Below are 22,957 nucleotides of genomic sequence, written 5' to 3' on the forward strand. Positions count from 1 at the left end.
GGCAGAAATGGCTATCCGTACCGCTACAGCCAGCTCACCTCGCCTTTTGGCGTAAACGCCGCCGCATCCAGCGGTGAATTTTGCTGAATAAACTCTTTCAGCACTTCCGCGTCAATAAACCCGGTATTCACGTATCCCGGTTTGTTATCGATGCGCGGATAACCATCGCCGCCCGTGGCGTTGAAACTCAGCGTCGCCATGCGGTAGGTTTTGGCCGGATCAACAGGCTCGCCTTTGATTTTCAGCTCGGTGAGCTTGCCCTCTTTGGCGACAAAGCTCACATTGGCGAACTGTGGATAGGCGCCGGAGTCCGGTTTCATCTGTGCTACGGCGGTGAGATAATCAACTACCTCTTTGCCGCTCATATCGGCATACACCACAATGTTGCCGAACGGCTGTACCTTGAGCACGCTTTTATAGGTAATATCTCCCGCCTCAATCGAGTCGCGAATACCGCCGCCGCTCATCACGCCAAAATCGGCGCCGGTGCGCGCGATCTGCGCAGCCAGAATCACCCGTCCCATATTGGTCTGGACAAATCTGACCTTACTGCGATCGCCTTCAAGAAGGCCATTCACGCTACCAATTTTCACCTCCAGTTGCGCTTTACCTTTATTCTGGAACGGCGTTAATAACAAGAGCATTTGCGGATTTTCGGCGATTTCCGGCGTGTAAAGTACACGCTCGCTTTTCCCGTTATCCCAGGTCACTTTTTTCTTGAGATTTACCGGAATAAGCTGGTAGTTAACCATTTTCATCTCGCCGTTACGGAATTCGAAATCCGCGCGGCCCACATATTTACCCCACTCATGCGCCTGCACGATCCAGATACTATTTTGCTTATCCGGCGCGCAGGGCGTTCCCGGTACGTAATTCACCTGTTTTTTATTTTCCGACGCCATGCATACCGGGTCTTGTGAGTGACCGCCCACAATCATCGCCAGCGAACCGGCAGGCAGGCTACGCGCCATCTCAACGTCGCCCGGCGCGTTCGAACCGTGATCGCCGTTGTCATAATGTCCCATATGCGTGGTCGCGATAATCACGTCCGGTTTTTCATTCATATTAAGTTCCTGAATCACCACCTTTGCTTCTTCAGCAGGTTTACGAAACTCAATATCGGTGAAATATTCCGGGTTGCCTATTTTCGCCGTGTCATCGGTGGTTAAGCCGATTACCGCGATTTTTATATCCTGGCGTGTAAAAATAGCCCACGGCTTAAACAGACGCTCGCCGGTACTTTTTTGATAAATATTGGCGGAAAGAAAGGGAAACTTCGCCCACTTTTCCTGCTGGCGCAATACGGTGAGCGGGTTATCAAATTCATGATTACCGACGGCCATAGCGTCGTAGCCAATCAGATTCATCCCGCGGAAATCGGGCTCCGCATCCTGGAGATCGGATTCCGGCACCCCGGTATTAATGTCGCCGCCGGATAACAACAGGACGCTTCCCCCCTCTTGCGCCACCTCTTTACGGATACTGTCCACCAGCGTTTTTTGCGCTGCCAGACCATATTCGCCATATTCGCTGCGCCAGAAGTGACCGTGGTGATCGTTGGTATGCAGGATAGTAATTTTATAGGTTTTATCTTTTTCGTAAGCCTGTGCAGGCTGAGTCGTCAGCGCGAACGCCGCCAGTAACGCCAGCGCCACACCCCGTTTCAAAAATTTCATCTTTCTCTCCCTGACTCAATATCAACCGCAGAAATTACCTTTCCTTGCAATAATAGACAAATATGTTTTCAGAATTGAGACTTCCTTCAAACACATTTCACAGGTATGTTAGGCAAGTAATAATTACACATCCTACTATCTCCAACATCGCATAAAATTTAAGTGACTTTCTATGGCCATGAGTGAACCAACCCAGCCGTTAGCCGGCGCGCCCGCAGCGGCCGCTAAAGCACGTACTTCGTTTGGTATTTTGGGCGCGATCAGTCTTTCCCATCTGCTGAACGATATGATCCAGTCGCTAATCTTAGCCATTTATCCCCTGTTGCAGGCGGAGTTTTCGCTGACTTTCGTCCAGATAGGTTTGATCACCCTGACGTTCCAGCTCGCCTCATCGCTACTGCAACCGGTCGTCGGCTACTGGACGGATAAGTATCCCATGCCGTGGTCGCTGCCTGTCGGCATGTGTTTTACCCTGAGCGGGCTGGTACTGCTGGCAATGGCGGGAAGTTTTGGCGGCGTATTGCTCGCTGCGGCGCTGGTGGGTACCGGCTCGTCCGTTTTTCACCCGGAATCATCCCGCGTGGCGCGCATGGCCTCCGGAGGACGTCATGGTCTGGCGCAGTCTATCTTCCAGGTCGGCGGTAACTTCGGCAGTTCGTTGGGGCCGCTGCTGGCCGCCGTGATTATCGCGCCCTATGGCAAAGGGAATGTCGCCTGGTTTGTGCTGGCCGCGCTGCTGGCGATCGTGGTGCTGGCGCAGATCAGCCGCTGGTATGCAGCCCAGCACCGGATAGCGAAAGGCAAGCCAAAAGCGATAATCGCTAACCCGCTGCCGCGCAATAAAGTCGTGCTGGCGGTCAGCGTGTTATTGCTACTCATTTTCTCGAAATATTTCTATATGGCGAGCATCAGTAGCTACTACACCTTTTATCTGATGCAAAAATTCGGATTATCAATACAAAACGCGCAGCTCCATCTGTTTGCCTTCCTGTTTGCGGTGGCTGCCGGGACGGTAATCGGCGGGCCGGTGGGCGATAAAATCGGCAGGAAATATGTGATTTGGGGCTCTATTCTCGGCGTCGCGCCGTTTACCCTTGTTTTACCCTACGCCACGCTGTACTGGACGGGGATTTTAACGGTGATTATCGGCTTTATTCTCGCGTCGGCGTTTTCCGCCATTCTGGTGTATGCCCAGGAGCTGCTGCCAGGACGCATCGGTATGGTTTCCGGCCTGTTTTTCGGGTTTGCCTTCGGGATGGGAGGCCTGGGCGCAGCGGTGCTGGGGCTGATTGCCGACCATACCAGTATCTATTTAGTTTATAAAATCTGTGCTTTCCTGCCGCTTCTGGGGATACTGACCATATTCTTACCTGATAATCGACATAAAGCGTGATTTTATGGCGGTTAAAGGTACGCTTTAACCGCCTGTACATCCCGATGCCATCATGCTTTGCCCATCCCATACTTATCACTTTTCCGTTCCGTGCTCTTTTTACCGTCAGATTGTATTTTTTTATAAAACACAACCATTTTTTATAAACATCATGATTGAAATTGTCATAAACTATTACCCGGAGTTTTGGAGTCCAGCAACCAAAGGAGACGGAATGCATCACGCTACCCCGCTTATCACCACCATTGTCGGCGGCCTTGTGCTCGCTTTTATTCTCGGCATGATTGCCAACAAATTGCGTATTTCTCCACTGGTGGGATATCTGTTAGCGGGCGTTCTGGCGGGACCTTTTACCCCGGGTTTTGTTGCGGATACCAAACTGGCGCCGGAGCTGGCGGAGCTCGGCGTGATTCTATTGATGTTCGGCGTCGGGCTGCATTTTTCGCTGAAGGATTTGATGGCGGTAAAGTCTATCGCCATTCCCGGCGCTGTCGCTCAGATAGCGGTGGCGACGCTGCTGGGTATGGCGCTTTCCGCCGTGCTGGGATGGTCATTAATGACCGGCATCGTTTTTGGGCTCTGTCTGTCTACCGCCAGTACCGTCGTCCTGCTGCGCGCGCTTGAGGAGCGACAACTCCTTGATAGCCAGCGCGGGCAAATCGCCATCGGCTGGCTGATTGTCGAAGATCTGGTGATGGTGCTGACGCTGGTCTTGCTGCCCGCCGTTGCCGGCATGGTGGAAAAAGGCGATGTCGGCATAGCCTCGCTGGCAGTCGATATGGGGATAACCATTGGTAAAGTGGTGGCGTTTATCGCCATCATGATGCTGGTCGGACGCCGCCTGGTGCCGTGGATTATGGCCCGCAGCGCCGCCACCGGCTCGCGCGAATTATTTACCCTTTCCGTACTGGCGCTGGCGTTAGGCATTGCGTTTGGCGCGGTAGAACTGTTTGACGTCTCTTTTGCGCTGGGCGCGTTCTTCGCTGGAATGGTGCTTAATGAGTCGGAACTGAGTCACCGGGCGGCGCACGATACGTTGCCGCTGCGCGACGCCTTTGCCGTCCTGTTTTTTGTTTCCGTCGGCATGTTGTTCGATCCGTTAGTCTTGATCCAACAGCCGCTGGCGGTGCTGGCGACGCTTGCCATTATCGTCTTTGGCAAATCGATCGCTGCGTTTTTCCTGGTGCGTATGTTCGGCCACTCGCCGCGAACCGCGCTGACCATTGCCGCCAGCCTGGCGCAAATCGGCGAGTTCGCCTTTATTCTCGCCGGACTCGGCATGGCGCTCAACCTGCTGCCGCAAGCGGGACAGAACCTGGTGCTGGCAGGCGCTATTTTGTCGATTATGCTTAATCCCGTACTGTTTACCCTGCTGGAGAAGTATCTGGCGAAAACCGAAACGCTGGAAGAGCAAACTCTGGAAGAGGCTATCGAAGAAGAGAAGCAAATTCCGGTGGATATCTGTAATCATGCCCTGCTGGTGGGTTTTGGCCGCGTAGGCAGTCTGCTGGGAGAAAAATTACTGGCGGCGGGGATTCCGCTGGTGGTTATCGAAACGTCCCGTACCCGCGTGGATGAACTGCGCGAACGCGGGATTCGCGCCGTGCTGGGCAACGCCGCTAACGAAGAAATTATGAATCTGGCGCATCTGGACTGCGCCCGCTGGCTGTTGTTGACCATCCCCAACGGGTACGAAGCCGGCGAGATTGTCGCCTCAGCGCGGGAAAAAAGCCCTGATATCGAGATAATCGCCCGCGCGCACTATGATGATGAAGTGAAATATATTACCGAGCGGGGAGCCAATCAGGTAGTGATGGGCGAGCGAGAAATTGCCCGGGCGATGCTGGAACTGCTTGAAACGCCGCCCGCAGGTGAAGTCGTCGCCAGTTAAGGGTTTGCCGGACGACAACAAACGTCTTATCCGGCATGGAATGTCCCACTTTACGTAGACCGGGCTATCAGGCAATCAACGCCGGACGGCCCGATGCGCGCAGCGCCATCGGGCAAGCCAGATTAGCGATCCCAGTACGACTCTTCCAGGCTGTCCTCACGCTCCGGCAGCCCGCGTGTCAGACGCGGAGAATGCTGGTTCAGTACCTGATAACTGACACGGTTAGCATATTTACACACCTGCGCCAGCGACGAATAGGTCAGCCAGGTGAATTTGTGCTTACTGGAGTTCGGTACGTTGCTACGATGGTAACTGTTCGCCGTAATATCGTGCAGCAGCGCCGCCAGCGCGCCATCGCCCGCGCCGTTGGTGTTCATGATTTTTTCCGGCCCGCCCATATACGGCGCAATATGCGAATAAACGCGTAGCGGATTAATACAATCTTTATGGCGCATTGCCCGGCTAAATTCATACTGGTTAAATTCAGCAATAGCCCCCGGCAGCAGCGGATGCTGGGTTTTACGTTTTGCTTCCTCTTCGGTGAAGCCTGCCATATATAACCCTATCGGTCCGGCGGTGCATAACACCAGGTCGACCCAGTCCAGCGCCTTATCCGCCGCCAGCAGCGGGTCGTTTTCGCCGGTCAGCGCTTCCGCTTCTTCTTCGTTCATTGCCAGAATCGAGACATTCTCTTTGAGAAACGCCTGCCACCACTGCGGATTATCGGCGATCACAAATTTGGTGCCCAGCGTCATGACAACCGGCACGTTATGCTTTTTCGCGTATTCGATCGCTTTCATCGTCGCGTCAGGCATCGGTTCGCCAGGCTTACAGCGCACCAGATATGAGGTCAACACCAGCGCGGAAGCGCCAGCGATCACCGCTTCCGGAATACTTTCCGCCCGTAGCTGATTCATATGGCCGGGGCTGATAGCGAAGGTACGCTCGCCGGATTCGCCAATCAGCGTGAAACAGCGGCCAATCGGGCCATCTACCGCTTGCAGATAATTCAGGTCGGTACGGCTGGAAGTATTACACAGGTAGCGATAAGCGTAGCTGCCAATCTCAATGTTGCTGCACATCACGCCCAGTAACACCGAACGGTCATCCGCCAGTACCGAGTAATTATGCATCGTATTGCCTATGGTGCCGCCAGCAAACTGATGGGTGATCAGATTTTCCCGCGTCAGTTCCTGATACAGCTTCTCCGCCACCTCGTCTTCTATCACCAGAGAATGCCCGGCGCTTAATCCATAGCGTGTAATAAAATCGTCATCCACTTTCGCCTCAATATCCACCAACGTCTGGTCGATACCGACGACCCAGGAGGCGTTGGTTTCCTGTTCTGGCTGAATTTGTTGCAACAACGGGTCACGCGCATTGACGGGAAAATAGTGTTTGGATTTACGTTTACCGGGAAATTTCATGATTGTGCTTACGGATGAATAACGGAGCGCTGCATGGTAGCACATTCCCCCTGCTGCGCGCGACGGACGATGGCGTTTCAATATCGGACGACGAGATCGCAGTTTCTCCAGCCGCGTTTTTTACAATGGTTCACTTTCACAAGGAGCGTTTTATGAAGCCGGAAAATAAAATTCCCGTACTCACCCGACTGTCTGACGAAATGAAAGCCGTCGTAAACTTCCAGCAACCAGGCCTCCCCCCCTGGCCTGCCGATGGCGATATTGAGACCCAGCGTCAGTATTATCTTCTTGAGCGCCGTTTCTGGAATGCCGACGCGCCGTCCATGACCACCCGCACCTGCGCCGTCCCTACGCCTTATGGCGATGTAACAACCCGGCTCTACTCGCCGCAGCCGACCAGTCAGGCCACCTTATACTATCTGCACGGCGGCGGATTTATCCTCGGTAATCTGGATACGCATGACCGGATAATGCGTCTGCTGGCGCGTTATACCGGCTGCACCGTGATCGGTATTGATTATTCGCTGTCGCCGCAAGCGCGTTATCCGCAGGCCATTGAAGAAACCGTCGCGGTATGCAGCTACTTCTCTCAACATGCCGATGAATACTCGCTCAACGTGGAGAAAATCGGTTTCGCCGGGGATTCCGCAGGCGCCATGCTGGCGCTTGCCAGCGCGATCTGGCTACGTGATAAGCACATTCGCTGCGGTAACCTTATCGCGATTCTGTTGTGGTATGGGCTGTATGGGTTGCAGGACTCGGTAAGCCGCCGTCTGTTCGGCGGCGCATGGGACGGCCTGACGCGTGAAGATCTGGACATGTACGAAAAGGCCTATCTGCGTAACGATGAAGATCGGGAATCGCCCTGGTATTGTCTGTTTAATAACGATCTCACGCGCGATGTGCCGCCCTGCTTTATTGCCAGCGCGGAGTTTGATCCGCTCATTGATGACAGCCGCTTGCTGCACCAGACATTACAGGCGCACCAGCAGCCCTGCGAATACAAAATGTATCCCGGCACGCTGCACGCCTTTCTGCACTATTCGCGAATGATGACAATCGCCGACGATGCCTTGCAGGACGGCGCACGCTTCTTTATGGCGAGGATGAAGACGCCGCGTTAACGGTACGGCGCCGTGAGTTTCAGCATCATATCAATATGTTCCGGCGTCGCGTTCAGCGCCGGAATGTACGCATATTTTTTACCGCCCGCTTCAAGGAAAATCTCGCGATTCTGTTCCGCTATCTCTTCCAGCGTCTCCAGACAATCCGCGGCAAACCCCGGACACATGACCTGAATATGGCCCGTCCCCTTTTCACCCAACATTTTTAGCGTTTCATCGGTGTACGGCGTCAGCCACGGTTCACGGCCAAAGCGCGACTGGAACGTCATCATTACCTTTTCCGGCGGCAGTCCCAATGCGGAAACCAGTTCGCGCGTGGTATCGCGACAGCGCTGCGGGTAGTCATCGCCTTCATCCGCATAACGTTGTGGAATGCCGTGATAAGAGAGCAGAAGCACATCCGGCTCGCCGTGTCTGGCGAACGACTCACGCGCGCTTTTCGCCAGCGCATCGATATAAGCGCCGTCATCCGCGTAATCGCGAATAAATGAGATACCGGGAATACGACGTTTACGCGCCAGTATCCGCCCCAGTTCGTCCCAGACTGCGCCCACCGTTGAGCAAGAGTATTGCGGGTACAACGGCAGCACGACGATATGGTCGACGTCGCTTGCTAACAGTTCATCGACAGCGCTTTCCAGCGAGGGCGAGCCGTAGCTCATCCCCAGCGCGACGGGCGTGTCTGGCAACCGCGCGGCCAGCGCCTGTTGCTGTTCGCGGCTATATACCATGAGCGGCGAACCGCCATCCATCCAGATAGATTGATAGAGTTTCGCGACGCGCGGCGAACGCAGCGGTAAAATAACGCCACGCAGCAGCGGCCACCACAGCAGACGAGGAGTATCCACCACGCGTCTGTCGCTTAAAAATTGTTTCAGGTAGCGCTTTACCGCTTCGGGAGTTGGGGCATCTGGCGTGCCAAGGTTAGCCAGCAGGATACCGGTTTTCGTCTGACGCATTGCCGCCTCTTATCTATTCAAATTGTTGATAATTGTAGCGGAAAAGCGATAAAGAAGAACTAATTGCTGCAAGAGGTAAGACGAGAATTCGCCGAATGGCGCTAACGATGCCAGTAGGCCGGATAAGGCGTTCAGGCCGCCATCCGGCACCGATTGCCTGATGGCGTTACGCTTATCAGGCTTGCGGGATAACAGCAGGCCTGATAAGTGCTTCACTACGCGAAAAAATTAACCGAGGATTTTTTCCAGCGCTGCGCGCACGTCGGCAACGGCCTGCGTACCGTCAACTTTAGCGTATTTGGTGTTGCCCGCTTCCGCTTCTTTCTGGTAGTAGCCAATCAGCGGCGCGGTCATCTGATGATATTCCACCAGACGTTTGCGAACGGTCTCTTCCTGATCGTCTTTACGGGTGGTCAGATCTTCGCCGGTGACGTCATCTTTGCCTTCCACTTTCGGCGGATTAAACTTTACGTGGTAAACGCGGCCAGAGGCGGCGTGTACGCGGCGACCCACAATACGGTCAACGATCAGTTCGTCCGGTACGTCGAATTCCAGCACGTAATCCACGACAATACCCGCTTCTTTCATCGCGTCAGCCTGCGGGATCGTGCGCGGGAAACCGTCCAGCAGAAAACCGTTACGGCAGTCTTCCTGGGCGATACGCTCTTTAACCAGCGCAATCACCAGTTCATCGGTCACCAGTTTACCGGCGTCCATGATATCTTTCGCCTGTTTGCCCAACTCGGAGCCTGATTTCACTGCGGCGCGCAGCATATCGCCAGTGGAGATTTGCGGAATACCATATTTCTCCATGATGAACTGAGCCTGAGTTCCTTTACCCGCGCCCGGAGCGCCAAGCAGAATAATACGCATTACGAAAATCCCCTCAAAGGTTGTCGATATTTTTTAAAAAGCGCTAAACGATACCACCATCACGCATTTCGCTCAAGGAAGCCGCCTGATGCTGAAACGGTTAACGAAGAGAAATCGAGAAAAGAGAAGGTATTATAAAAAATGCCGGATGGCGCTGGCGCTTATCCGGCCTACAAACAGTACTCGCCCGTAGGCCGGATAAGATGCTTCGCGTCGCTATCCGGCAATCAGATGAGCGTTATCAGGATACCAGCAACTGGTTCATACGGCGGATAAACTGGTTCGGATCTTCCAGCGTACCGCGTTCAGCGAACAGCGCCTGATCCAGCAGCAGCTCGACCCACTCTTTAAACTGCGCTTCATCCTCGGTATCGGCAGTGCGTTTAACCAGCACATGATCCGGATTGAGCTCAAAGATGTATTTCACTTCCGGCACGGACTGACCGGCCGCGGCGAACAGTTTCGCCATCTGGGTGCTCATTTCATCCGCATCGGTGGTGACAATCGCCGGCGTGTCGGTTAAACGGTGCGTCAGACGCACCTCTTTCACGCGATCGCCCAGCAGGGTTTTGACACGCTCCACGAACGGCTCAAGCGCCTTTTCCGCTTCTTTCGCGTTTTCGTCGACTTCATCCGCCAGTTTTTCGATGGACTCATCGGCTTTAGCGACCGACTGGAATGCTTTACCGTCAAACTCGGTCAGGTAGTTCATCATCCACTCATCGATGCGATCGGAGAGCAGCAGCACTTCGATGCCTTTCTTACGCAGCAGCTCCAGGTGCGGGCTGTTTTTCGCCGCCGCATAGCTGTCTGCGGTGATGTAGTAGATTTTTTCCTGCCCTTCTTTCATCCGGGAGACGTAATCTTCCAGCGACACGGTCTGGGCGGAAGAGTCGGTATGGGTGGAGGCAAAGCGCAACAGTTTAGCGATCGCTTCCTGGTTGGCGTGATCTTCCGCCGGGCCTTCTTTCAGCACCAGACCGAACTGTTTCCAGAAGGTTTGGTATTTTTCCGCGTCGTCTTTCGCCAGTTTTTCCAACATTTGCAGAACGCGTTTGGTCAGAGCGCTACGCAGATTACGCGTTACCGTGCTGTCCTGCAGGATTTCACGGGAGACGTTCAACGGCAGGTCGTTAGAATCAATCAGGCCGCGCACGAAACGCAGATAATTCGGCATGAACTGCTCGGCATCGTCCATAATGAACACGCGCTGTACGTACAGCTTCAGACCATGTTTGTGATCGCGGTTCCACAGATCCCACGGCGCCTGCGACGGGATATACAGCAGGCTGGTGTACTCCTGCTTACCTTCCACGCGGTTGTGGCTCCAGGTCAGCGGATCGGTGAAATCATGCGCGATGTGCTTGTAAAACTCGTTGTACTCGTCGTCTTTAATTTCCGACTTGTTACGGGTCCACAACGCCTGGGCCTTGTTGATTTTCTCCCAGGAAATCACGGTTTCGCCGTCTTTTTCTTCCCGTTTTTCAATCTCTACCGGCAATGCGATGTGATCGGAATATTTGCTGATAATCGAGCGTACGCGCCAGTCATCGAGGAATTCATCTTCGCCTTCACGCAGGTGTAAGGTGATTTCCGTACCACGGTCATTTTTGGTGATATCGGCAACGGTGTATTCGCCTTCGCCTGCCGATTCCCAGAACACGCCATTTTCCGGCTTGTCGCCTGCCGCACGAGTACGTACGGTCACTTTATCGGCCACAATAAACGCGGAGTAGAAGCCTACGCCAAACTGACCAATGAGCTGGCTATCTTTCGCCTGATCGGACCCCATTGATTCGAGGAAAGATTTGGTGCCGGACTTGGCAATGGTGCCTAAGTGGTCAATCACCTCATCACGATTCATCCCCACGCCGTTATCGGCAATGGTCAACGTACGCTTATCTTTATCGAAAGAGACGCGCACACGCAGCTCGCCATCTCCTTCATACAGGTCCGGGTTTGACAGAGCGCGGAAACGCAGCTTGTCCGCCGCATCTGAGGCGTTAGAGATGAGTTCACGCAGGAAGATTTCTTTATTGGAATAAAGAGAATGGATCATCAGGTGCAGAAGCTGTTTAACTTCTGACTGAAAACCACGCGTTTCTTGTCCTTTCATGTGGATAGACCTCAACAATGCCATTTTTAATGGTAAAAATACGTTGAGGGTGAGATGGGGACAAGCGGGTGTGATTTCAAGCGGAGGCCGCGAATGCCGCCTCCGTTTGTTCAGAAAATAATCTTATGGCGTCCCGCCAGCGAGTGGGACAGCGTCGTACCGTCGACCATCTCCAGTTCGCCGCCAACCGGCACGCCGTGGGCGATACGACTGGCTTCGACGCCGGCCTCCGCGCACAGCTCGGCAATATAGTTTGCGGTAGCCTCTCCTTCAACCGTCGGGTTGGTCGCGAGGATCAGCTCACTGATTTTTTCTGACGCCAGCCGCTGTTCCAGACGATCGAGACCGATATCATCCGGCCCGATGCCGTCCAGCGGCGACAGGTGGCCCATCAGCACGAAATACCGCCCGGAAAATTGCCCGGTCTGCTCAATGGCGTAGATATCCGCAGGACTCTCCACCACGCAAATCTGGCCGTTTTCCTGACGCCGCGGGTTCGAGCAGATATTACAAACATCCTGCTCGGTAAAGGTGCGGCAGTCGGCGCAGTGGCCGATTTCCGACATCGCCCGGGTCAGCGCCTGCGCCAGGCGCATTCCGCCGCTGCGATCGCGCTGCAACAGGGTAAACGCCATCCGCTGCGCCGACTTAGGGCCAACGCCCGGAAGGCAGCGCAACGCTTCCATAAGCTGAGTTAACAGCGGACTGGTTTGCATCAGAATGGCATCTTAAAGCCTGGCGGCAGTTGCATACCGGAAGAGACGGAAGCCATCTTCTCTTTTTGCGTCTCTTCAATGCGGCGCGCCGCATCGTTGAAGGCCGCAGCGACCAGATCTTCCAGCATCTCTTTGTCATCTTCCAGCAGGCTTGGGTCAATTTCCACGCGGCGGCAGTTATGCGCGCCGTTGATGGTAACCTTCACCAGACCCGCGCCGGATTCGCCGGTCACTTCCAGCTGCGCAATCTCTTCCTGCATTTTCTGCATTTTTTCCTGCATCTGCTGGGCCTGCTTCATCAGATTGCCCAGACCGCCTTTTCCAAACATAAGCTCTCTCTCTTGATGGTTCACAATCGCAAGCCAGGCTTACGATCAAATGGGGCGGATACTCTCTTCATCCAGCTCGGCGTCGAAGAATCGACGCAGCGTCTGAATGTTATTATCCGCAATAATTGACTCACGCGCTTGCGCGAGTTTCTCTTCATAAATGGCCTGACGCCATTCCAGCGGCGTACGCACCGCGGGATTATCATCTTCAACGATGGTCAGTTCAACCGTCGTTCCCGTCAGATCGCTGAGCGCTTGCGCCAGCTTTTGCTGCGCGCCGCTGGAATTGAGGTGCCGCTGCGTCGAGCGCAGATGCAGACAAACCGCGTTGCCGTTCTGCTCCTTCCAGGCATTGAGCGCCACCTGCTCCACCAGCTTAGGCAAAGAAAGCTGGCTTACCTGCGCCGCCCACGGATCGCGCTCAATCGCTTCCGCCGCCAGTTTAGCCGCCAGCTCCGGCGTTTTTTCATGCTCCAGAGCTTTCTTAAGCGCTTTTGGCGTAGCCACCACTTCTTTGGTTTGTACTACCGGCGTGGTGGCCTTCCAGCGATAAGCCTCTTTCTTTACTGGCGCCGTTTCCAGCGCAGACGGCGCCGGGCGCGCCTGTACGCGCTCCGAAACCGAGGCCAGCCGCTCCAGCGCAGAGTTATTCACCGGCCGCACGCGGGATGCGGCTGCCGGTTCACTCTTTTTTGTTTTGGTTACTCCCTGCGCGCGCTGTAGCTGATTGCGCGCCGCCAGCACCTGACTGGTAGACGCCGGCAGCGGCGCTGGCGATGTCTGCGGCGCGGGCGCCGACGGCTGCTGCACCTGCGGCGGCGTCATTACCGCCGTTGGGGCCACGGGCGCAAAAGACTGCCGCGGCGTTTCAGGCTCCGGCAAGGGCATACGCGGGTGAAACGCCAGTGCACGCAGTAACGTCATTTCAACGCCCATCCGCCGGTCCGGCGCCCAGGGCAATTCTTTGCGACCAATCAACAACGTCTGATAATAGAGCTGAAGATCGCCGGGAGGCACCGTCCGGGCAAGTTCGCGCATCCGTTGCTCGATAGCCGCCATATCGCTGCCTAACGCGGCAGGCGAAAGTTGCACCATCGCAATACGGTGCAGCAGGCTAAGCATTTCGACCAGCAGCGCTTCCCATTCAATACCGCGCGCCGCCGCCTCGTTGATAAGCGACATGACGCGTTCGCCGTTAGCGTCAACCACCGCCTCGACTAATGACAAAGCCTGGTCGTCGTCCAGCGTACCGAGCATGGCGCTTACCGCCTGCGTCGAAACCTGCCCGTCGCCGCTGGCGATCGCCTGGTCAGTCAGACTTAATGCATCGCGCAGGCTGCCGTCAGCCGCACGCGATAACAACTGCAACGCGCGGGGTTCGTGAGCGATATGTTCCTCATTGAGAATATGCTCAAGCTGATGGCGAATCTGTTCAACATCCAGCGCTTTGAGATGAAACTGTAGGCAGCGCGACAAAATGGTCACCGGCAGCTTCTGCGGATCGGTGGTCGCCAGTAAAAATTTCACATGCGCTGGCGGCTCTTCAAGCGTTTTAAGTAGCGCATTAAAGCTGTGGCGCGACAGCATGTGGACTTCATCGATCAGATAGACTTTAAAGCGACCGCGCGCAGGCGCGTACTGGACGTTATCCAGCAGGTCGCGGGTGTCTTCGACTTTGGTACGCGATGCGGCGTCAATCTCAATGAGATCGACAAAACGCCCTTGCTCAATTTCCCGACAGTTATCGCAAACGCCGCACGGCGTCGCGGTAATGCCGGTTTCGCAGTTCAGCCCCTTCGCCAGCAGTCGGGCGATAGAGGTTTTACCGACGCCGCGCGTGCCGGAAAAAAGATATGCGTGATGAATGCGCCCTAACGACAAGCCGTTCGCCAGTGCGGTCAGCACATGTTCCTGGCCGACGACGTCAGCAAAGGTTTGTGGGCGCCATTTTCTGGCTAAGACCTGATAACTCATTGGCAGGCTCTGAAACGCTGGAAGGTGGATTCATAGAAGGGTAATGCTAACACAACCTCGCCGATACAGCGAGGTTGTCTCTCTGGCTAAAATAGCAGTGCGAATAGCCTGAATCAATGCCCCGGAAACGGCACCAGGCTATAACAGGTAATCCCCTGCTTTTCCAGACGCTGCTCGCCGCCCAGATCGAACAAATTGATGATGAACGCCGCATCGGTGACTTTCCCGCCCAGACGACGGATCAGCTTCACGGTCGCCTCAATGGTGCCGCCAGTCGCCAGCAGATCGTCCACGACCAGCACGTTGTCGCCAGGTTTAATCGCGTCGACATGAATTTCCAGCTGATCGGTGCCGTACTCTAATTCATAGGTCTCGGCAATAGTTTCACGCGGTAATTTGCGCGGTTTACGTACCGGAACAAAACCAACGCCCAGCCCAAGCGCAACCGGCGCGCCAAACAGGAAGCCACGCGCTTCGGTGCCGACCACTTTGGTGATACCCGCATTTTTATAACGCTCAACCAACAGTTCAATACTGAGCGCGTAGGCTTTCGGGTCTTCCAGTAAGCTGGTGACATCACGGAAAAGAATGCCCGGTTTCGGGTAATCCTGAATGCTTTTGATGCTGTTTTTGAGAAACTCAAGCTGCTGTGCAGTCGCGGTCATGGATATATGCCTGCTAAGTACGGTGTTACTCACGGCGCAATACTTTTCAGTCAGGGGTAACGCTCGGTTACTCTTTGACCGCCTGCGCCTGTGCTCGAAAACGGTCGAATTTACTGGCTGTGAACGACAATTGCAACAGCGATTCGTGTGCTTCAGCGCTTTTGTTGCTTTTCATCAATCACCGGTATCCGCCACATAAAAATCAGCAGGCAGGCCAAAATAACCAACAGCAGCACCCGCACCCACATCATATTCACCAGCCACAGCGAAATACCAAAGGTCAGCAATATCAACGCGATCGCTCGCGGTTTCGCTCCCGGCGGCATGGCCCGATAGCGCTGCCAGTGGCGCAGATAACCGCCAAACCATGAGCGGTATAACAACCAGGCATGGAAACGCGGCGACGAGCGGGCGAAACACCAGGCCGCCAGTAAAATGAACGGCGTTGTCGGCAACAGAGGCAAAACCACGCCCAATGTCCCTAATACTACCGCCAGCCAGCCAATGATGATTAAAATAGTACGTTGCATAATGCGAATCGTTATCAAACAGAAGGCTACTGTAGCACAGCCTGTCTTATTTTCATCGGGGTGTTGAATTGAAAACCGCTATGCTGTTACAGACGCTGGAAGAGAGGCTGGCGACGCTACGCCAACGCTGCGCGCCGCTGGCGCAACATGCGACGTTAAGCGCGCGCTTTGACCGACACCTTTTCCGTACCCGCAGTACTCTGTTGCAGGGATATCTGGAAGAGGCTGACGCCAATCTCGCCGCGTTGCGTCAGGCGGTAAAACATGAGCAACTGCCGCAAGTCGCCTGGCTGGCGGAACATCTGGCTTCGCAACTGGAGGCTATATCGCGTGAAACCGCCGCCTGGTCGCTGCGCCAGTGGGACACCGCCGCGCCAGGGCTTGGCCGTTGGCAGCGCAGACGAATACAGCATCAGGAGTTTGAACGTCGACTACTGGCGATGACACAGGAGCGCAAAATTCGTCTGGCGCAGGCGACCGGCCTTGTCGAACAACAAACGCTGCAAAAGGAAGTCGAGATCTATGAAGGACGGCTGGCGCGCTGCCGACATGCGCTGGAGAAAATAGAAAACGTACTGGCGCGTTTAACCCGTTAATCCTGGAGAAAGTATGTCGCTTGAAAATGCCCCTGATGAAGTCAAACTGGCCGTGGATTTAATTGTGCTGCTTGAAGAGAATCGCTTACCGGCACGAACGGTGCTACGCGCGCTGGAAATAGTTATGCGTGATTATGAAAACAAGTTAAAAAGTACGGAAGACGACTCGCAAACAGAGTAATTGCCTGCTGGTTTGTCCTCGTTGTCGCTGACAGAGTGGTCGCTACAGTCAGGCAACAAAGGACGGGGCATGGAACGTCTACCCACCACGCCGCACGATGCGGTATTTCGACAGATGCTGATGCAAAAAGAGGTCGCCCGCGACTTTCTGGCTATCCACTTGCCAGAAGCCTTTCTTGCAATCTGCGATCTGGATTCACTGAAGCTGGAGTCAGGGAGTTTTGTTGAAGACAATTTACGCAGCCGCTATTCAGATATTCTCTACTCTCTGCATACCCAACACGGCCCCGGGTATGTTTACGCGCTCATTGAACATCAGAGCAAATCAGACCGGCTGATGGCTTTTCGCCTGATGCGTTACGCCATTGCCGCCATGCAGCGTCATCTGGATGCCGGCCATGATACCTTGCCGCTGGTGGTACCAATCCTCTTTTATCACGGTCCGGAAAGCCCGTGGCCCTATAGCCTTAACTGGCATAATATGTTTGTGAAACCGGATATGGCGAAGGCCTTATACAGCCGCGAATTTGCGCTGGTCGACCTGACGACAATGCCGGATAATCAGCTTTTGCAGCATCGGCGGATAGCGATGTTAGAGCTCCTGCAAAAACATATTCGTCAACGCGATTTAAGCGAACTGCTCGACCCCCTTATCACGCTTTTAACGCAGGATCATTTGACGGACACGCAGCTCAGTGTACTAATCAACTATATGTTGAAAGCAGGAAACGCCGCAGAACCCGGGGCGCTAATTCGTCAACTGGCGCAGGGCGCGCCGCAGTATAAGGAACAACTGATGACAATAGCGGAATGGCTGGAAGAAAAAGGCCGAACGGAAGGGTTGCAAAAAGGCCTTGAGCAAGGGTTAGCACAAGGCCGTGAGGCCGAAGCGCGCGCTATTGCCCGCAAAATGCTTGCCAACGGGCTGGAACCTGGGCTCATCGCCAGCGTCACCGGCATTACGCCGGAAGAGCTTTCTACGCTTTCGCATTAGCGGTGCCGCGCGCACTCATAAAGCGCGCAGCCCACCGCCTTTTAGCTTGCCGTAGGCGCCAGATCGCCGCCGTTGAGATCGCGCTTCACTTCAGTGACTTCGTCGCCCTTCGCGTTATGCAGATGCACCTCAAGCTGGTTAAAGGCGATATTGATATCATTTTCACGGCACAGTCGATCGATCGCGCGGTTCAGTTCATCCACCGTATGGCTACGATCGCGCAATTCACGCACGTACAGACGCAGTTCATGATCCAGAGTGCTGGCGCCAAAGGTGGTGAAGAATACGGCAGGTTCCGGATCGTGCATCACCTTCGGATGCTCCATCGCCGCCTGTAGCAGGACTCTTTTCACTTTCTCCAGATCCGAGCCATAGGCCACGCCAAGCCGGATCACCAGACGTGTCGTGGTATCGGAGAGGGACCAGTTAATCAGCCGCTCCGTCACGAACGCTTTGTTCGGAATGATCACTTCTTTACGATCAAAATCGGTAATAGTGGTGGCGCGAATACGAATCTTACTGACCGTGCCGGAGTAGGTGCCGATCGTTACCGTATCGCCAATGCGTACCGGACGTTCGAAGAGGATGATTAAACCCGAGACAAAGTTACCGAAGATCTCCTGTAGCCCAAAACCGAGACCTACCGACAACGCCGCCGCCAGCCACTGGAGTTTATCCCACGAGACGCCGAGCGATCCGAATACTGTCATCGCGCCAACAGCGATAATGACGTAGTTAAGGATCGTGGTGATCGCATACGAAGCCCCCTGGCGCATATTCAGGCGTGAAAGCACCAGCACTTCCAGCAGGCCGGGTAAGTTGCGGATGAGCGCCCAGGCCACCATCGCGGCAATAATGGCAAATAGCAAGCTGCCCATCGTCACGCTTTTCACCACCGCAGCGCCAGCTTCGGAGCCGTTGTAGTGCCACAGCGTGATGCTATCAAGATAGCTGAATACGGTGATCAAATCGGACCAAATCGCCCAGAACATAACGCCAAACAGGGCAAGCATTAGCAGCATCGTGATACGTAATGTTTGCTGGTTAATCTGCTCCAGCGCGATGGTGGGTTCTTCCTGTGGCTCCGCCCCTTCCGCTCCCTCTTTTACCAGGTTCTGACGACGAGCCAGCGCGCGTCGCCAGGCAATCCGGCGCGCCGCTACACTTAACCCGCGCAGCACCGTTTGATAAAGCAGGTTCCAGATAATGACCAGATAGACGGTTTCAATCCAGCGCCCCGCCAGGCGCAGGGTGGTATAGAAATAGCCGGTCGCCGTTAATACCATTAACGCCACCGGAATAATGGAAAGAATCGTCACGGTCACCAGTCGAATGCCGTGAGATTCTTTATCGCGCCAGCTTTCCCGGCACAGTGGCCACACCAGCAATGTTATGACCAGCAGATTGAGGAAAATAACCGCCTGCCCCAGCACGTCATCCATCAGATTCAGCGGCGACAACTCCGCCACCACAGACCAAAAGTGCAGCGGCAGCAATGCGAGGCTAATGCGTACAATCTGGCGACGCCAGTGGCTGGTCAACTGCGCCGGCATACCAAAATGGCGTATCGCCACGCCCTCTTTTTCCAGCACCTTCCAGCACAGCCCAAAGACCAGCCAGAACATCGCGAGCTTTTTACTAAAGGCCCAGAGCAGATCGCTGATATTTAGCTGCATGGTCAGCAGGATCAGTCCAAGCGCGAGGATAATCAGGCACACCGGCAACGCGCGGATAAGATCGATCAGAATAGCTTTTGGCGTATTGAGCTGACTATCGTTACGCAGCGATCCCACGGCGGCGGCCAGCTTCTGTTGATACGCTTTTAACCATTTCAGACGCCAGCGGATTAAACCGGCGATGAGCAAGAGCGGCAACCCGGCCAAAAAAGCAATAAATACCGCGGGCCAAGCTTTTTGCCAGTTCACCGTGATTTTCATGGCGCTGAATTGCTCTTTTAATGTTTGGGGGAACGCTTTAAGCCAGTCCCAGTCCATAGGGCGGTTACTGTTCACCCAAAAAATCTGCTGCGTCAGAATGGCTTTCAGATTTTTCGAGACGCTCATCAACTGCTGCTGGTTAACTTGCAGGTTAATCGCCATCATCAGCTGGTTACCCAACTGTTTATTTAGCTGATCCAATAGCTCACGGCGCATCTCCACCACCTGAAGCAACGCATCATGAACTTCATCATTCACCTCGCTGGTATGCCCCTCCTCCAGCTTGTCGACAAAGGCATCGCTTTGGAATAAGGCATCACGCTGCTGGTTGATTTCAAACTGCTCCAGACGCAAATCCGCAATGCGGTTGGTCATATCTTCGAGTTCGTCGGCGGAGGGCAGGGTTTGCTGCTGTTGATAAAGAATACGCGACAGCAACAGGCTGCCTTTTAAGACGGCAATCTGTTCTTTGATATTTCTTTCCGACTGCAGCGCGCGATCGAGCCAGTTTTTTACTTTAATGTTTTGCTGCATCAACATATTGCCGTTTTCGGTCGCGACAATCAGACGCTGGCTGAGTTGATGGTTAATATCCAGTTCCTGTTTTACCAGCGGGTTTGCCTGGATACGCGCCGTTTCGTCCGGCGAAATGGCCTCCTGGGCCGTTTTTTCCGTTAGCGTAAGTCGTTTACTGTTGACCGCCTCCTGTAAAAGTTGAAGCTGATGTTCAAGGCGATTACTGTTGGCCGTCACGTAATCTCGCTGTTTTTGCAGGGTGTCCTGCAAAACGGTATTTCCTTCAAGACTCTTACGTTGCTGGTCGATCTGCGCATTAAGCAGCGCCTGTTGTGCCTGTAATAACACCTGTTGGCTGGGGCGAAGCGCGGCTTCGCCGACGTTATTGCCGTCCAGACGGTTACGGATTTGCTGTATTTGCTGTGAGGCGGTATACATGGCGTTTTGCACGCGCTCAGGCTGGGTCTGTAGCGAAACAAGCTGGCTGTTATAAGCGGCAAGATCGTTTTGCGAATTTTGCAAATCATCCAGTACCTGCGCCACGCGCAGCTCAAGCTGACGTAGCGAAAGCGCACTCAGCGTTTTTCGCATTTCATCATCATTATCGACGTCGCTCAGCGCATTCAACGCAGCCGTCGCCTGACGCATTTTTTCAGGCGCCTGCGCCACCTTCTGCCGTAGCTGTACGGTCTCCTCTTTCACCCGCTCGATTTTCTCCAGCGTAGCTAACGTATCAATAAGGTCCTGCTGGACGAGCTTATCCTGGGCGGAGAGATCTTTTTGCTTATTCAGCGTATCCAGCTGGTTTTGCACATCCGCTTTTGACGGCAGGTCGCCATTCGTTTGCCCCCGGGCAAATGCCAGAGACTGACAGGACAGCAAGATAATAAGGACGCTAATTGTAATAAAAACAAAATGCTGTGAACGTTTATAAAGCTGCAACATAGTCATGAGAATGAAGTGTCTGAACCGGCAAGCAGACCGGAAATAATTGAGTCGCAAGAATATCACGCCTGTAACAAACAGAATAGCGACACAGAAAATGTCCAGGAGTTTTCCTGGAATATTATCAGGGGGAGCCGTTGACCGTCGACGCGCGCAGCGTCGGACACAATTGATACATCTCCAGCAGGATCGTGACGTAGGCGCGAGCTTCTTTTTTTAAATCAAACGATTGCGGAGCAAATAACCAGTTTTCCATGAGCCCTGAAATAAAGCTGCGCATCAGTATCGCCGCACGACGAGTCAGCAGATTTTCAGGCAGCATTTTAGCATTAATACAATGTTTTAACGTTTGTTCAATCCGATCGTAACTTTCCAGACAAAGGCTACGTTGCGCCTGTTGAACCACAACCATTTCTCCGACAAACTCACATTTATGGAATATAATCTCCATCAATAAGCGGCGTCGTTCTTCTGTTACAGTAGCTTCAAGAATATGAACTAAAATTTCTCTTAATACAGATAGTGGATCGTCGGGGAATTTTGCCTGATACTCAATCTCAAGCTCACCAATATTGGATTCTGATAGCTCCCAGATCTCACTGAATAAATCCGACTTATTTTTGAAATGCCAATAGATTGCGCCGCGCGTCACGCCAGCAGCGTTCGCAATCTCCGCCAGCGAGGTTGCTGATACGCCTTGCTGCGAGAACAAACGCAGGGCCACATCCAGGATGTGTTGTCGTGTCTCCAGCGCTTGTTGTTTGGTTTTTCGTGCCATATGTCGGTGAATTTACAGGCGTTAGATTTACATACATTTATGGATGTATGTACCATAGCACGACGATAATATAAACGCAGCAATGGGTTTAAGGACCTTTGACCATTGACCAATTTGAAATCGGACACTCGAGGTTTACATATGAACAAAAACAGAGGGTTAACGCCTCTGGCGGTCGTTCTGATGCTCTCAGGCAGCTTAGCGCTAACAGGATGTGACGACAAACAGGACCAGCAAGGCGGCCAGCAGATGCCAGAAGTTGGGGTTGTCACACTAAAAACGGAACCACTGCAAATCACAACTGAACTTCCGGGTCGTACCGTTGCTTACCGTATCGCCGAAGTTCGCCCGCAGGTAAGCGGCATTATCCTGAAGCGTAATTTCGTTGAGGGAAGTGATATCGAAGCGGGAGTCTCTCTCTATCAGATTGATCCTGCGACCTACCAGGCGACTTACGACAGCGCTAAGGGCGATCTGGCAAAAGCGCAGGCCGCCGCGAATATCGCTGAACTGACGGTGAAGCGTTATCAAAAGCTGCTGGGTACGCAGTACATCAGTAAGCAGGAATACGATCAGGCGCTGGCTGACGCACAACAAGCGACTGCCGCTGTTGTCGCAGCAAAAGCCGCCGTTGAAACCGCACGTATCAACCTGGCGTATACCAAAGTCACCTCGCCGATTAGCGGTCGTATTGGTAAGTCATCCGTAACGGAAGGCGCACTGGTACAGAACGGTCAGGCGTCGGCGCTGGCGACAGTGCAGCAGCTGGACCCTATTTATGTCGATGTGACCCAGTCCAGCAATGACTTCCTGCGCCTGAAGCAGGAGCTGGCAAATGGTTCGCTGAAACAGGAAAACGGCAAAGCGAAGGTCGACCTGGTGACCAGCGACGGTATCAAATTCCCGCAGTCCGGTACGCTTGAGTTCTCCGACGTGACCGTTGACCAAACCACCGGGTCTATTACTTTGCGCGCCATCTTCCCTAACCCGGATCACACCTTATTGCCAGGAATGTTCGTTCGCGCACGTCTGCAGGAAGGGACAAAACCGACGGCATTACTGGTTCCACAACAGGGCGTTACCCGTACTCCACGCGGCGATGCCACAGTGCTGGTGGTTGGCGCTGATAACAAAGTGGAAACCCGCCAAATCGTCGCAAGCCAGGCGATCGGCGATAAGTGGCTGGTGACTGACGGGTTGAAAGCGGGCGACCGCGTAGTCGTCAGCGGGCTGCAAAAAGTACGTCCTGGCGCACAGGTTAAAGTGCAGGAAATTACCGCGGATAACAAACAGCAAGCCGCAAGCGGTGATCAACCTGCTCAGCCCAGGTCTTAACTT

General features: G+C 54.0%; 19 protein-coding genes and 1 other annotated feature. Of the genes, 7 read left to right on the forward strand and 12 right to left on the reverse strand.

Features of this window, described 5'->3' with window-relative positions; translation table 11 throughout:
* Positions 1–23 precede the first annotated feature (23 nt).
* On the reverse strand, positions 24–1,676 hold the full coding sequence (gene ushA / locus J4613_RS11930) for a bifunctional UDP-sugar hydrolase/5'-nucleotidase UshA (RefSeq protein WP_080170030.1): 1,653 nt from the start codon (positions 1,674–1,676) through the stop codon (positions 24–26).
* A gap of 172 nt (positions 1,677–1,848) precedes the next feature.
* Between ushA and J4613_RS11935 the strand changes: the two genes are divergently transcribed.
* Complete coding sequence (locus tag J4613_RS11935; RefSeq protein ID WP_001251593.1) at positions 1,849–3,069, forward strand: MFS transporter; 1,221 nt, start codon at positions 1,849–1,851, stop codon at positions 3,067–3,069.
* Between the two features lie 214 nt (positions 3,070–3,283).
* On the forward strand, positions 3,284–4,960 hold the full coding sequence (ybaL, locus tag J4613_RS11940; RefSeq protein WP_000546202.1) for a YbaL family putative K(+) efflux transporter: 1,677 nt from the start codon (positions 3,284–3,286) through the stop codon (positions 4,958–4,960).
* Positions 4,961–5,082: 122 nt separating this feature from the next.
* Here ybaL and gsk read toward each other — a convergent pair whose 3' ends face one another.
* Positions 5,083–6,387 carry an inosine/guanosine kinase gene (gsk, locus tag J4613_RS11945; protein WP_000671592.1) on the reverse strand — a complete coding sequence of 435 codons (1,305 nt, stop codon included), beginning with the start codon at positions 6,385–6,387 and terminating at the stop codon, positions 5,083–5,085.
* A 152-nt stretch (positions 6,388–6,539) separates the two neighbouring features.
* Here gsk and aes point away from each other — a divergent pair, with 152 nt between their 5' ends.
* On the forward strand, positions 6,540–7,511 hold the full coding sequence (aes, locus tag J4613_RS11950; RefSeq protein ID WP_111742423.1) for an acetyl esterase: 972 nt from the start codon (positions 6,540–6,542) through the stop codon (positions 7,509–7,511).
* On the opposite strand, the gene hemH is transcribed toward aes, so the two are convergent.
* From hemH to J4613_RS11990, 8 genes are all read right to left on the reverse strand, one after another.
* Positions 7,508–8,470, reverse strand: a complete 963-nt coding sequence (hemH, locus tag J4613_RS11955) for a ferrochelatase (protein ID WP_001250078.1) — start codon at positions 8,468–8,470, stop codon at positions 7,508–7,510. The two genes, aes and hemH, sit on opposite strands and share 4 nt — an antisense overlap.
* 228 nt (positions 8,471–8,698) lie before the next feature.
* Complete coding sequence (gene adk / locus J4613_RS11960) at positions 8,699–9,343, reverse strand: adenylate kinase (protein ID WP_001220237.1); 645 nt, start codon at positions 9,341–9,343, stop codon at positions 8,699–8,701.
* A gap of 241 nt (positions 9,344–9,584) precedes the next feature.
* On the reverse strand, positions 9,585–11,459 hold the full coding sequence (gene htpG / locus J4613_RS11965; RefSeq protein WP_001523272.1) for a molecular chaperone HtpG: 1,875 nt from the start codon (positions 11,457–11,459) through the stop codon (positions 9,585–9,587).
* Positions 11,460–11,569: 110 nt separating this feature from the next.
* Complete coding sequence (recR, locus tag J4613_RS11970; RefSeq protein ID WP_001195023.1) at positions 11,570–12,175, reverse strand: recombination mediator RecR; 606 nt, start codon at positions 12,173–12,175, stop codon at positions 11,570–11,572.
* On the reverse strand, positions 12,175–12,504 hold the full coding sequence (locus J4613_RS11975) for a YbaB/EbfC family nucleoid-associated protein (RefSeq protein WP_000467098.1): 330 nt from the start codon (positions 12,502–12,504) through the stop codon (positions 12,175–12,177). The genes recR and J4613_RS11975 overlap by 1 nt, the downstream gene beginning before the upstream one ends.
* A 45-nt stretch (positions 12,505–12,549) precedes the next feature.
* Positions 12,550–14,478, reverse strand: coding sequence for a DNA polymerase III subunit gamma/tau (gene dnaX, locus J4613_RS11980; protein WP_111742424.1), 1,929 nt, complete (start codon positions 14,476–14,478; stop codon positions 12,550–12,552).
* Positions 13,153–13,217 (reverse strand) — a sequence feature (DnaX frameshifting element). (Overlaps the previous gene by 65 nt.)
* A gap of 113 nt (positions 14,479–14,591) precedes the next feature.
* Entirely contained in the window at positions 14,592–15,143 is a 552-nt protein-coding gene (apt, locus tag J4613_RS11985; protein ID WP_000127350.1) for an adenine phosphoribosyltransferase, read from the reverse strand.
* Between the two features lie 152 nt (positions 15,144–15,295).
* Positions 15,296–15,673, reverse strand: coding sequence for a DUF454 family protein (locus J4613_RS11990; protein WP_001189860.1), 378 nt, complete (start codon positions 15,671–15,673; stop codon positions 15,296–15,298).
* A 68-nt stretch (positions 15,674–15,741) separates the two neighbouring features.
* Here J4613_RS11990 and priC point away from each other — a divergent pair, with 68 nt between their 5' ends.
* The 3 genes from priC (at position 15,742) to J4613_RS12005 (ending at position 17,443) form a co-directional block, all read left to right on the forward strand.
* A complete protein-coding gene (priC, locus tag J4613_RS11995; RefSeq protein WP_001519637.1) occupies positions 15,742–16,269 on the forward strand; it encodes a primosomal replication protein N'' in 528 nt (175 codons plus the stop codon).
* A 13-nt stretch (positions 16,270–16,282) separates the two neighbouring features.
* Positions 16,283–16,450 (forward strand): pleiotropic regulatory protein RsmS, encoded by a 168-nt coding sequence (rsmS, locus tag J4613_RS12000; RefSeq protein ID WP_000051161.1) that lies wholly within the window; start codon positions 16,283–16,285, stop codon positions 16,448–16,450.
* A 69-nt stretch (positions 16,451–16,519) separates the two neighbouring features.
* Positions 16,520–17,443, forward strand: a complete 924-nt coding sequence (locus J4613_RS12005) for an Rpn family recombination-promoting nuclease/putative transposase (RefSeq protein WP_000440508.1) — start codon at positions 16,520–16,522, stop codon at positions 17,441–17,443.
* A 41-nt stretch (positions 17,444–17,484) separates the two neighbouring features.
* Here the strand turns inward: J4613_RS12005 and mscK are convergent, their stop codons facing one another.
* A complete protein-coding gene (mscK, locus tag J4613_RS12010) occupies positions 17,485–20,847 on the reverse strand; it encodes a mechanosensitive channel MscK (protein WP_000178249.1) in 3,363 nt (1,120 codons plus the stop codon).
* Between the two features lie 118 nt (positions 20,848–20,965).
* The gene (gene acrR / locus J4613_RS12015; RefSeq protein WP_000101755.1) at positions 20,966–21,619 is read right to left on the reverse strand and encodes a multidrug efflux transporter transcriptional repressor AcrR; all 654 of its coding nucleotides are present in this window, start codon (positions 21,617–21,619) and stop codon (positions 20,966–20,968) included.
* A 141-nt stretch (positions 21,620–21,760) separates the two neighbouring features.
* On the opposite strand from acrR, the gene acrA reads away from it, so the two are divergent.
* Positions 21,761–22,954: a multidrug efflux RND transporter periplasmic adaptor subunit AcrA gene (gene acrA, locus J4613_RS12020; RefSeq protein ID WP_001039202.1), complete on the forward strand. Its 1,194-nt coding sequence runs from the start codon at positions 21,761–21,763 to the stop codon at positions 22,952–22,954.
* The last annotated feature ends 3 nt before the right edge of the window (positions 22,955–22,957 follow it).

Origin of the sequence: Salmonella sp. 32020114201800008SM (genome assembly GCF_017572025.1) — a bacterium.
Taxonomy (GTDB): domain Bacteria; phylum Pseudomonadota; class Gammaproteobacteria; order Enterobacterales; family Enterobacteriaceae; genus Salmonella; species Salmonella enterica.

What these genes read in the sequence shown, in the direction of transcription:
- ushA (WP_080170030.1), bottom strand. Translation starts at nt 1,676, where the DNA reads ATGAAATTTTTGAAACGGGGTGTGGCGCTGGCGTTACTGGCGGCGTTC.
- J4613_RS11935 (WP_001251593.1), top strand. Translation starts at nt 1,849, where the DNA reads ATGGCCATGAGTGAACCAACCCAGCCGTTAGCCGGCGCGCCCGCAGCG.
- ybaL (WP_000546202.1), top strand. Translation starts at nt 3,284, where the DNA reads ATGCATCACGCTACCCCGCTTATCACCACCATTGTCGGCGGCCTTGTG.
- gsk (WP_000671592.1), bottom strand. Translation starts at nt 6,387, where the DNA reads ATGAAATTTCCCGGTAAACGTAAATCCAAACACTATTTTCCCGTCAAT.
- aes (WP_111742423.1), top strand. Translation starts at nt 6,540, where the DNA reads ATGAAGCCGGAAAATAAAATTCCCGTACTCACCCGACTGTCTGACGAA.
- hemH (WP_001250078.1), bottom strand. Translation starts at nt 8,470, where the DNA reads ATGCGTCAGACGAAAACCGGTATCCTGCTGGCTAACCTTGGCACGCCA.
- adk (WP_001220237.1), bottom strand. Translation starts at nt 9,343, where the DNA reads ATGCGTATTATTCTGCTTGGCGCTCCGGGCGCGGGTAAAGGAACTCAG.
- htpG (WP_001523272.1), bottom strand. Translation starts at nt 11,459, where the DNA reads ATGAAAGGACAAGAAACGCGTGGTTTTCAGTCAGAAGTTAAACAGCTT.
- recR (WP_001195023.1), bottom strand. Translation starts at nt 12,175, where the DNA reads ATGCAAACCAGTCCGCTGTTAACTCAGCTTATGGAAGCGTTGCGCTGC.
- J4613_RS11975 (WP_000467098.1), bottom strand. Translation starts at nt 12,504, where the DNA reads ATGTTTGGAAAAGGCGGTCTGGGCAATCTGATGAAGCAGGCCCAGCAG.
- dnaX (WP_111742424.1), bottom strand. Translation starts at nt 14,478, where the DNA reads ATGAGTTATCAGGTCTTAGCCAGAAAATGGCGCCCACAAACCTTTGCT.
- apt (WP_000127350.1), bottom strand. Translation starts at nt 15,143, where the DNA reads ATGACCGCGACTGCACAGCAGCTTGAGTTTCTCAAAAACAGCATCAAA.
- J4613_RS11990 (WP_001189860.1), bottom strand. Translation starts at nt 15,673, where the DNA reads ATGCAACGTACTATTTTAATCATCATTGGCTGGCTGGCGGTAGTATTA.
- rsmS (WP_000051161.1), top strand. Translation starts at nt 16,283, where the DNA reads ATGTCGCTTGAAAATGCCCCTGATGAAGTCAAACTGGCCGTGGATTTA.
- J4613_RS12005 (WP_000440508.1), top strand. Translation starts at nt 16,520, where the DNA reads ATGGAACGTCTACCCACCACGCCGCACGATGCGGTATTTCGACAGATG.
- mscK (WP_000178249.1), bottom strand. Translation starts at nt 20,847, where the DNA reads ATGACTATGTTGCAGCTTTATAAACGTTCACAGCATTTTGTTTTTATT.
- acrR (WP_000101755.1), bottom strand. Translation starts at nt 21,619, where the DNA reads ATGGCACGAAAAACCAAACAACAAGCGCTGGAGACACGACAACACATC.
- acrA (WP_001039202.1), top strand. Translation starts at nt 21,761, where the DNA reads ATGAACAAAAACAGAGGGTTAACGCCTCTGGCGGTCGTTCTGATGCTC.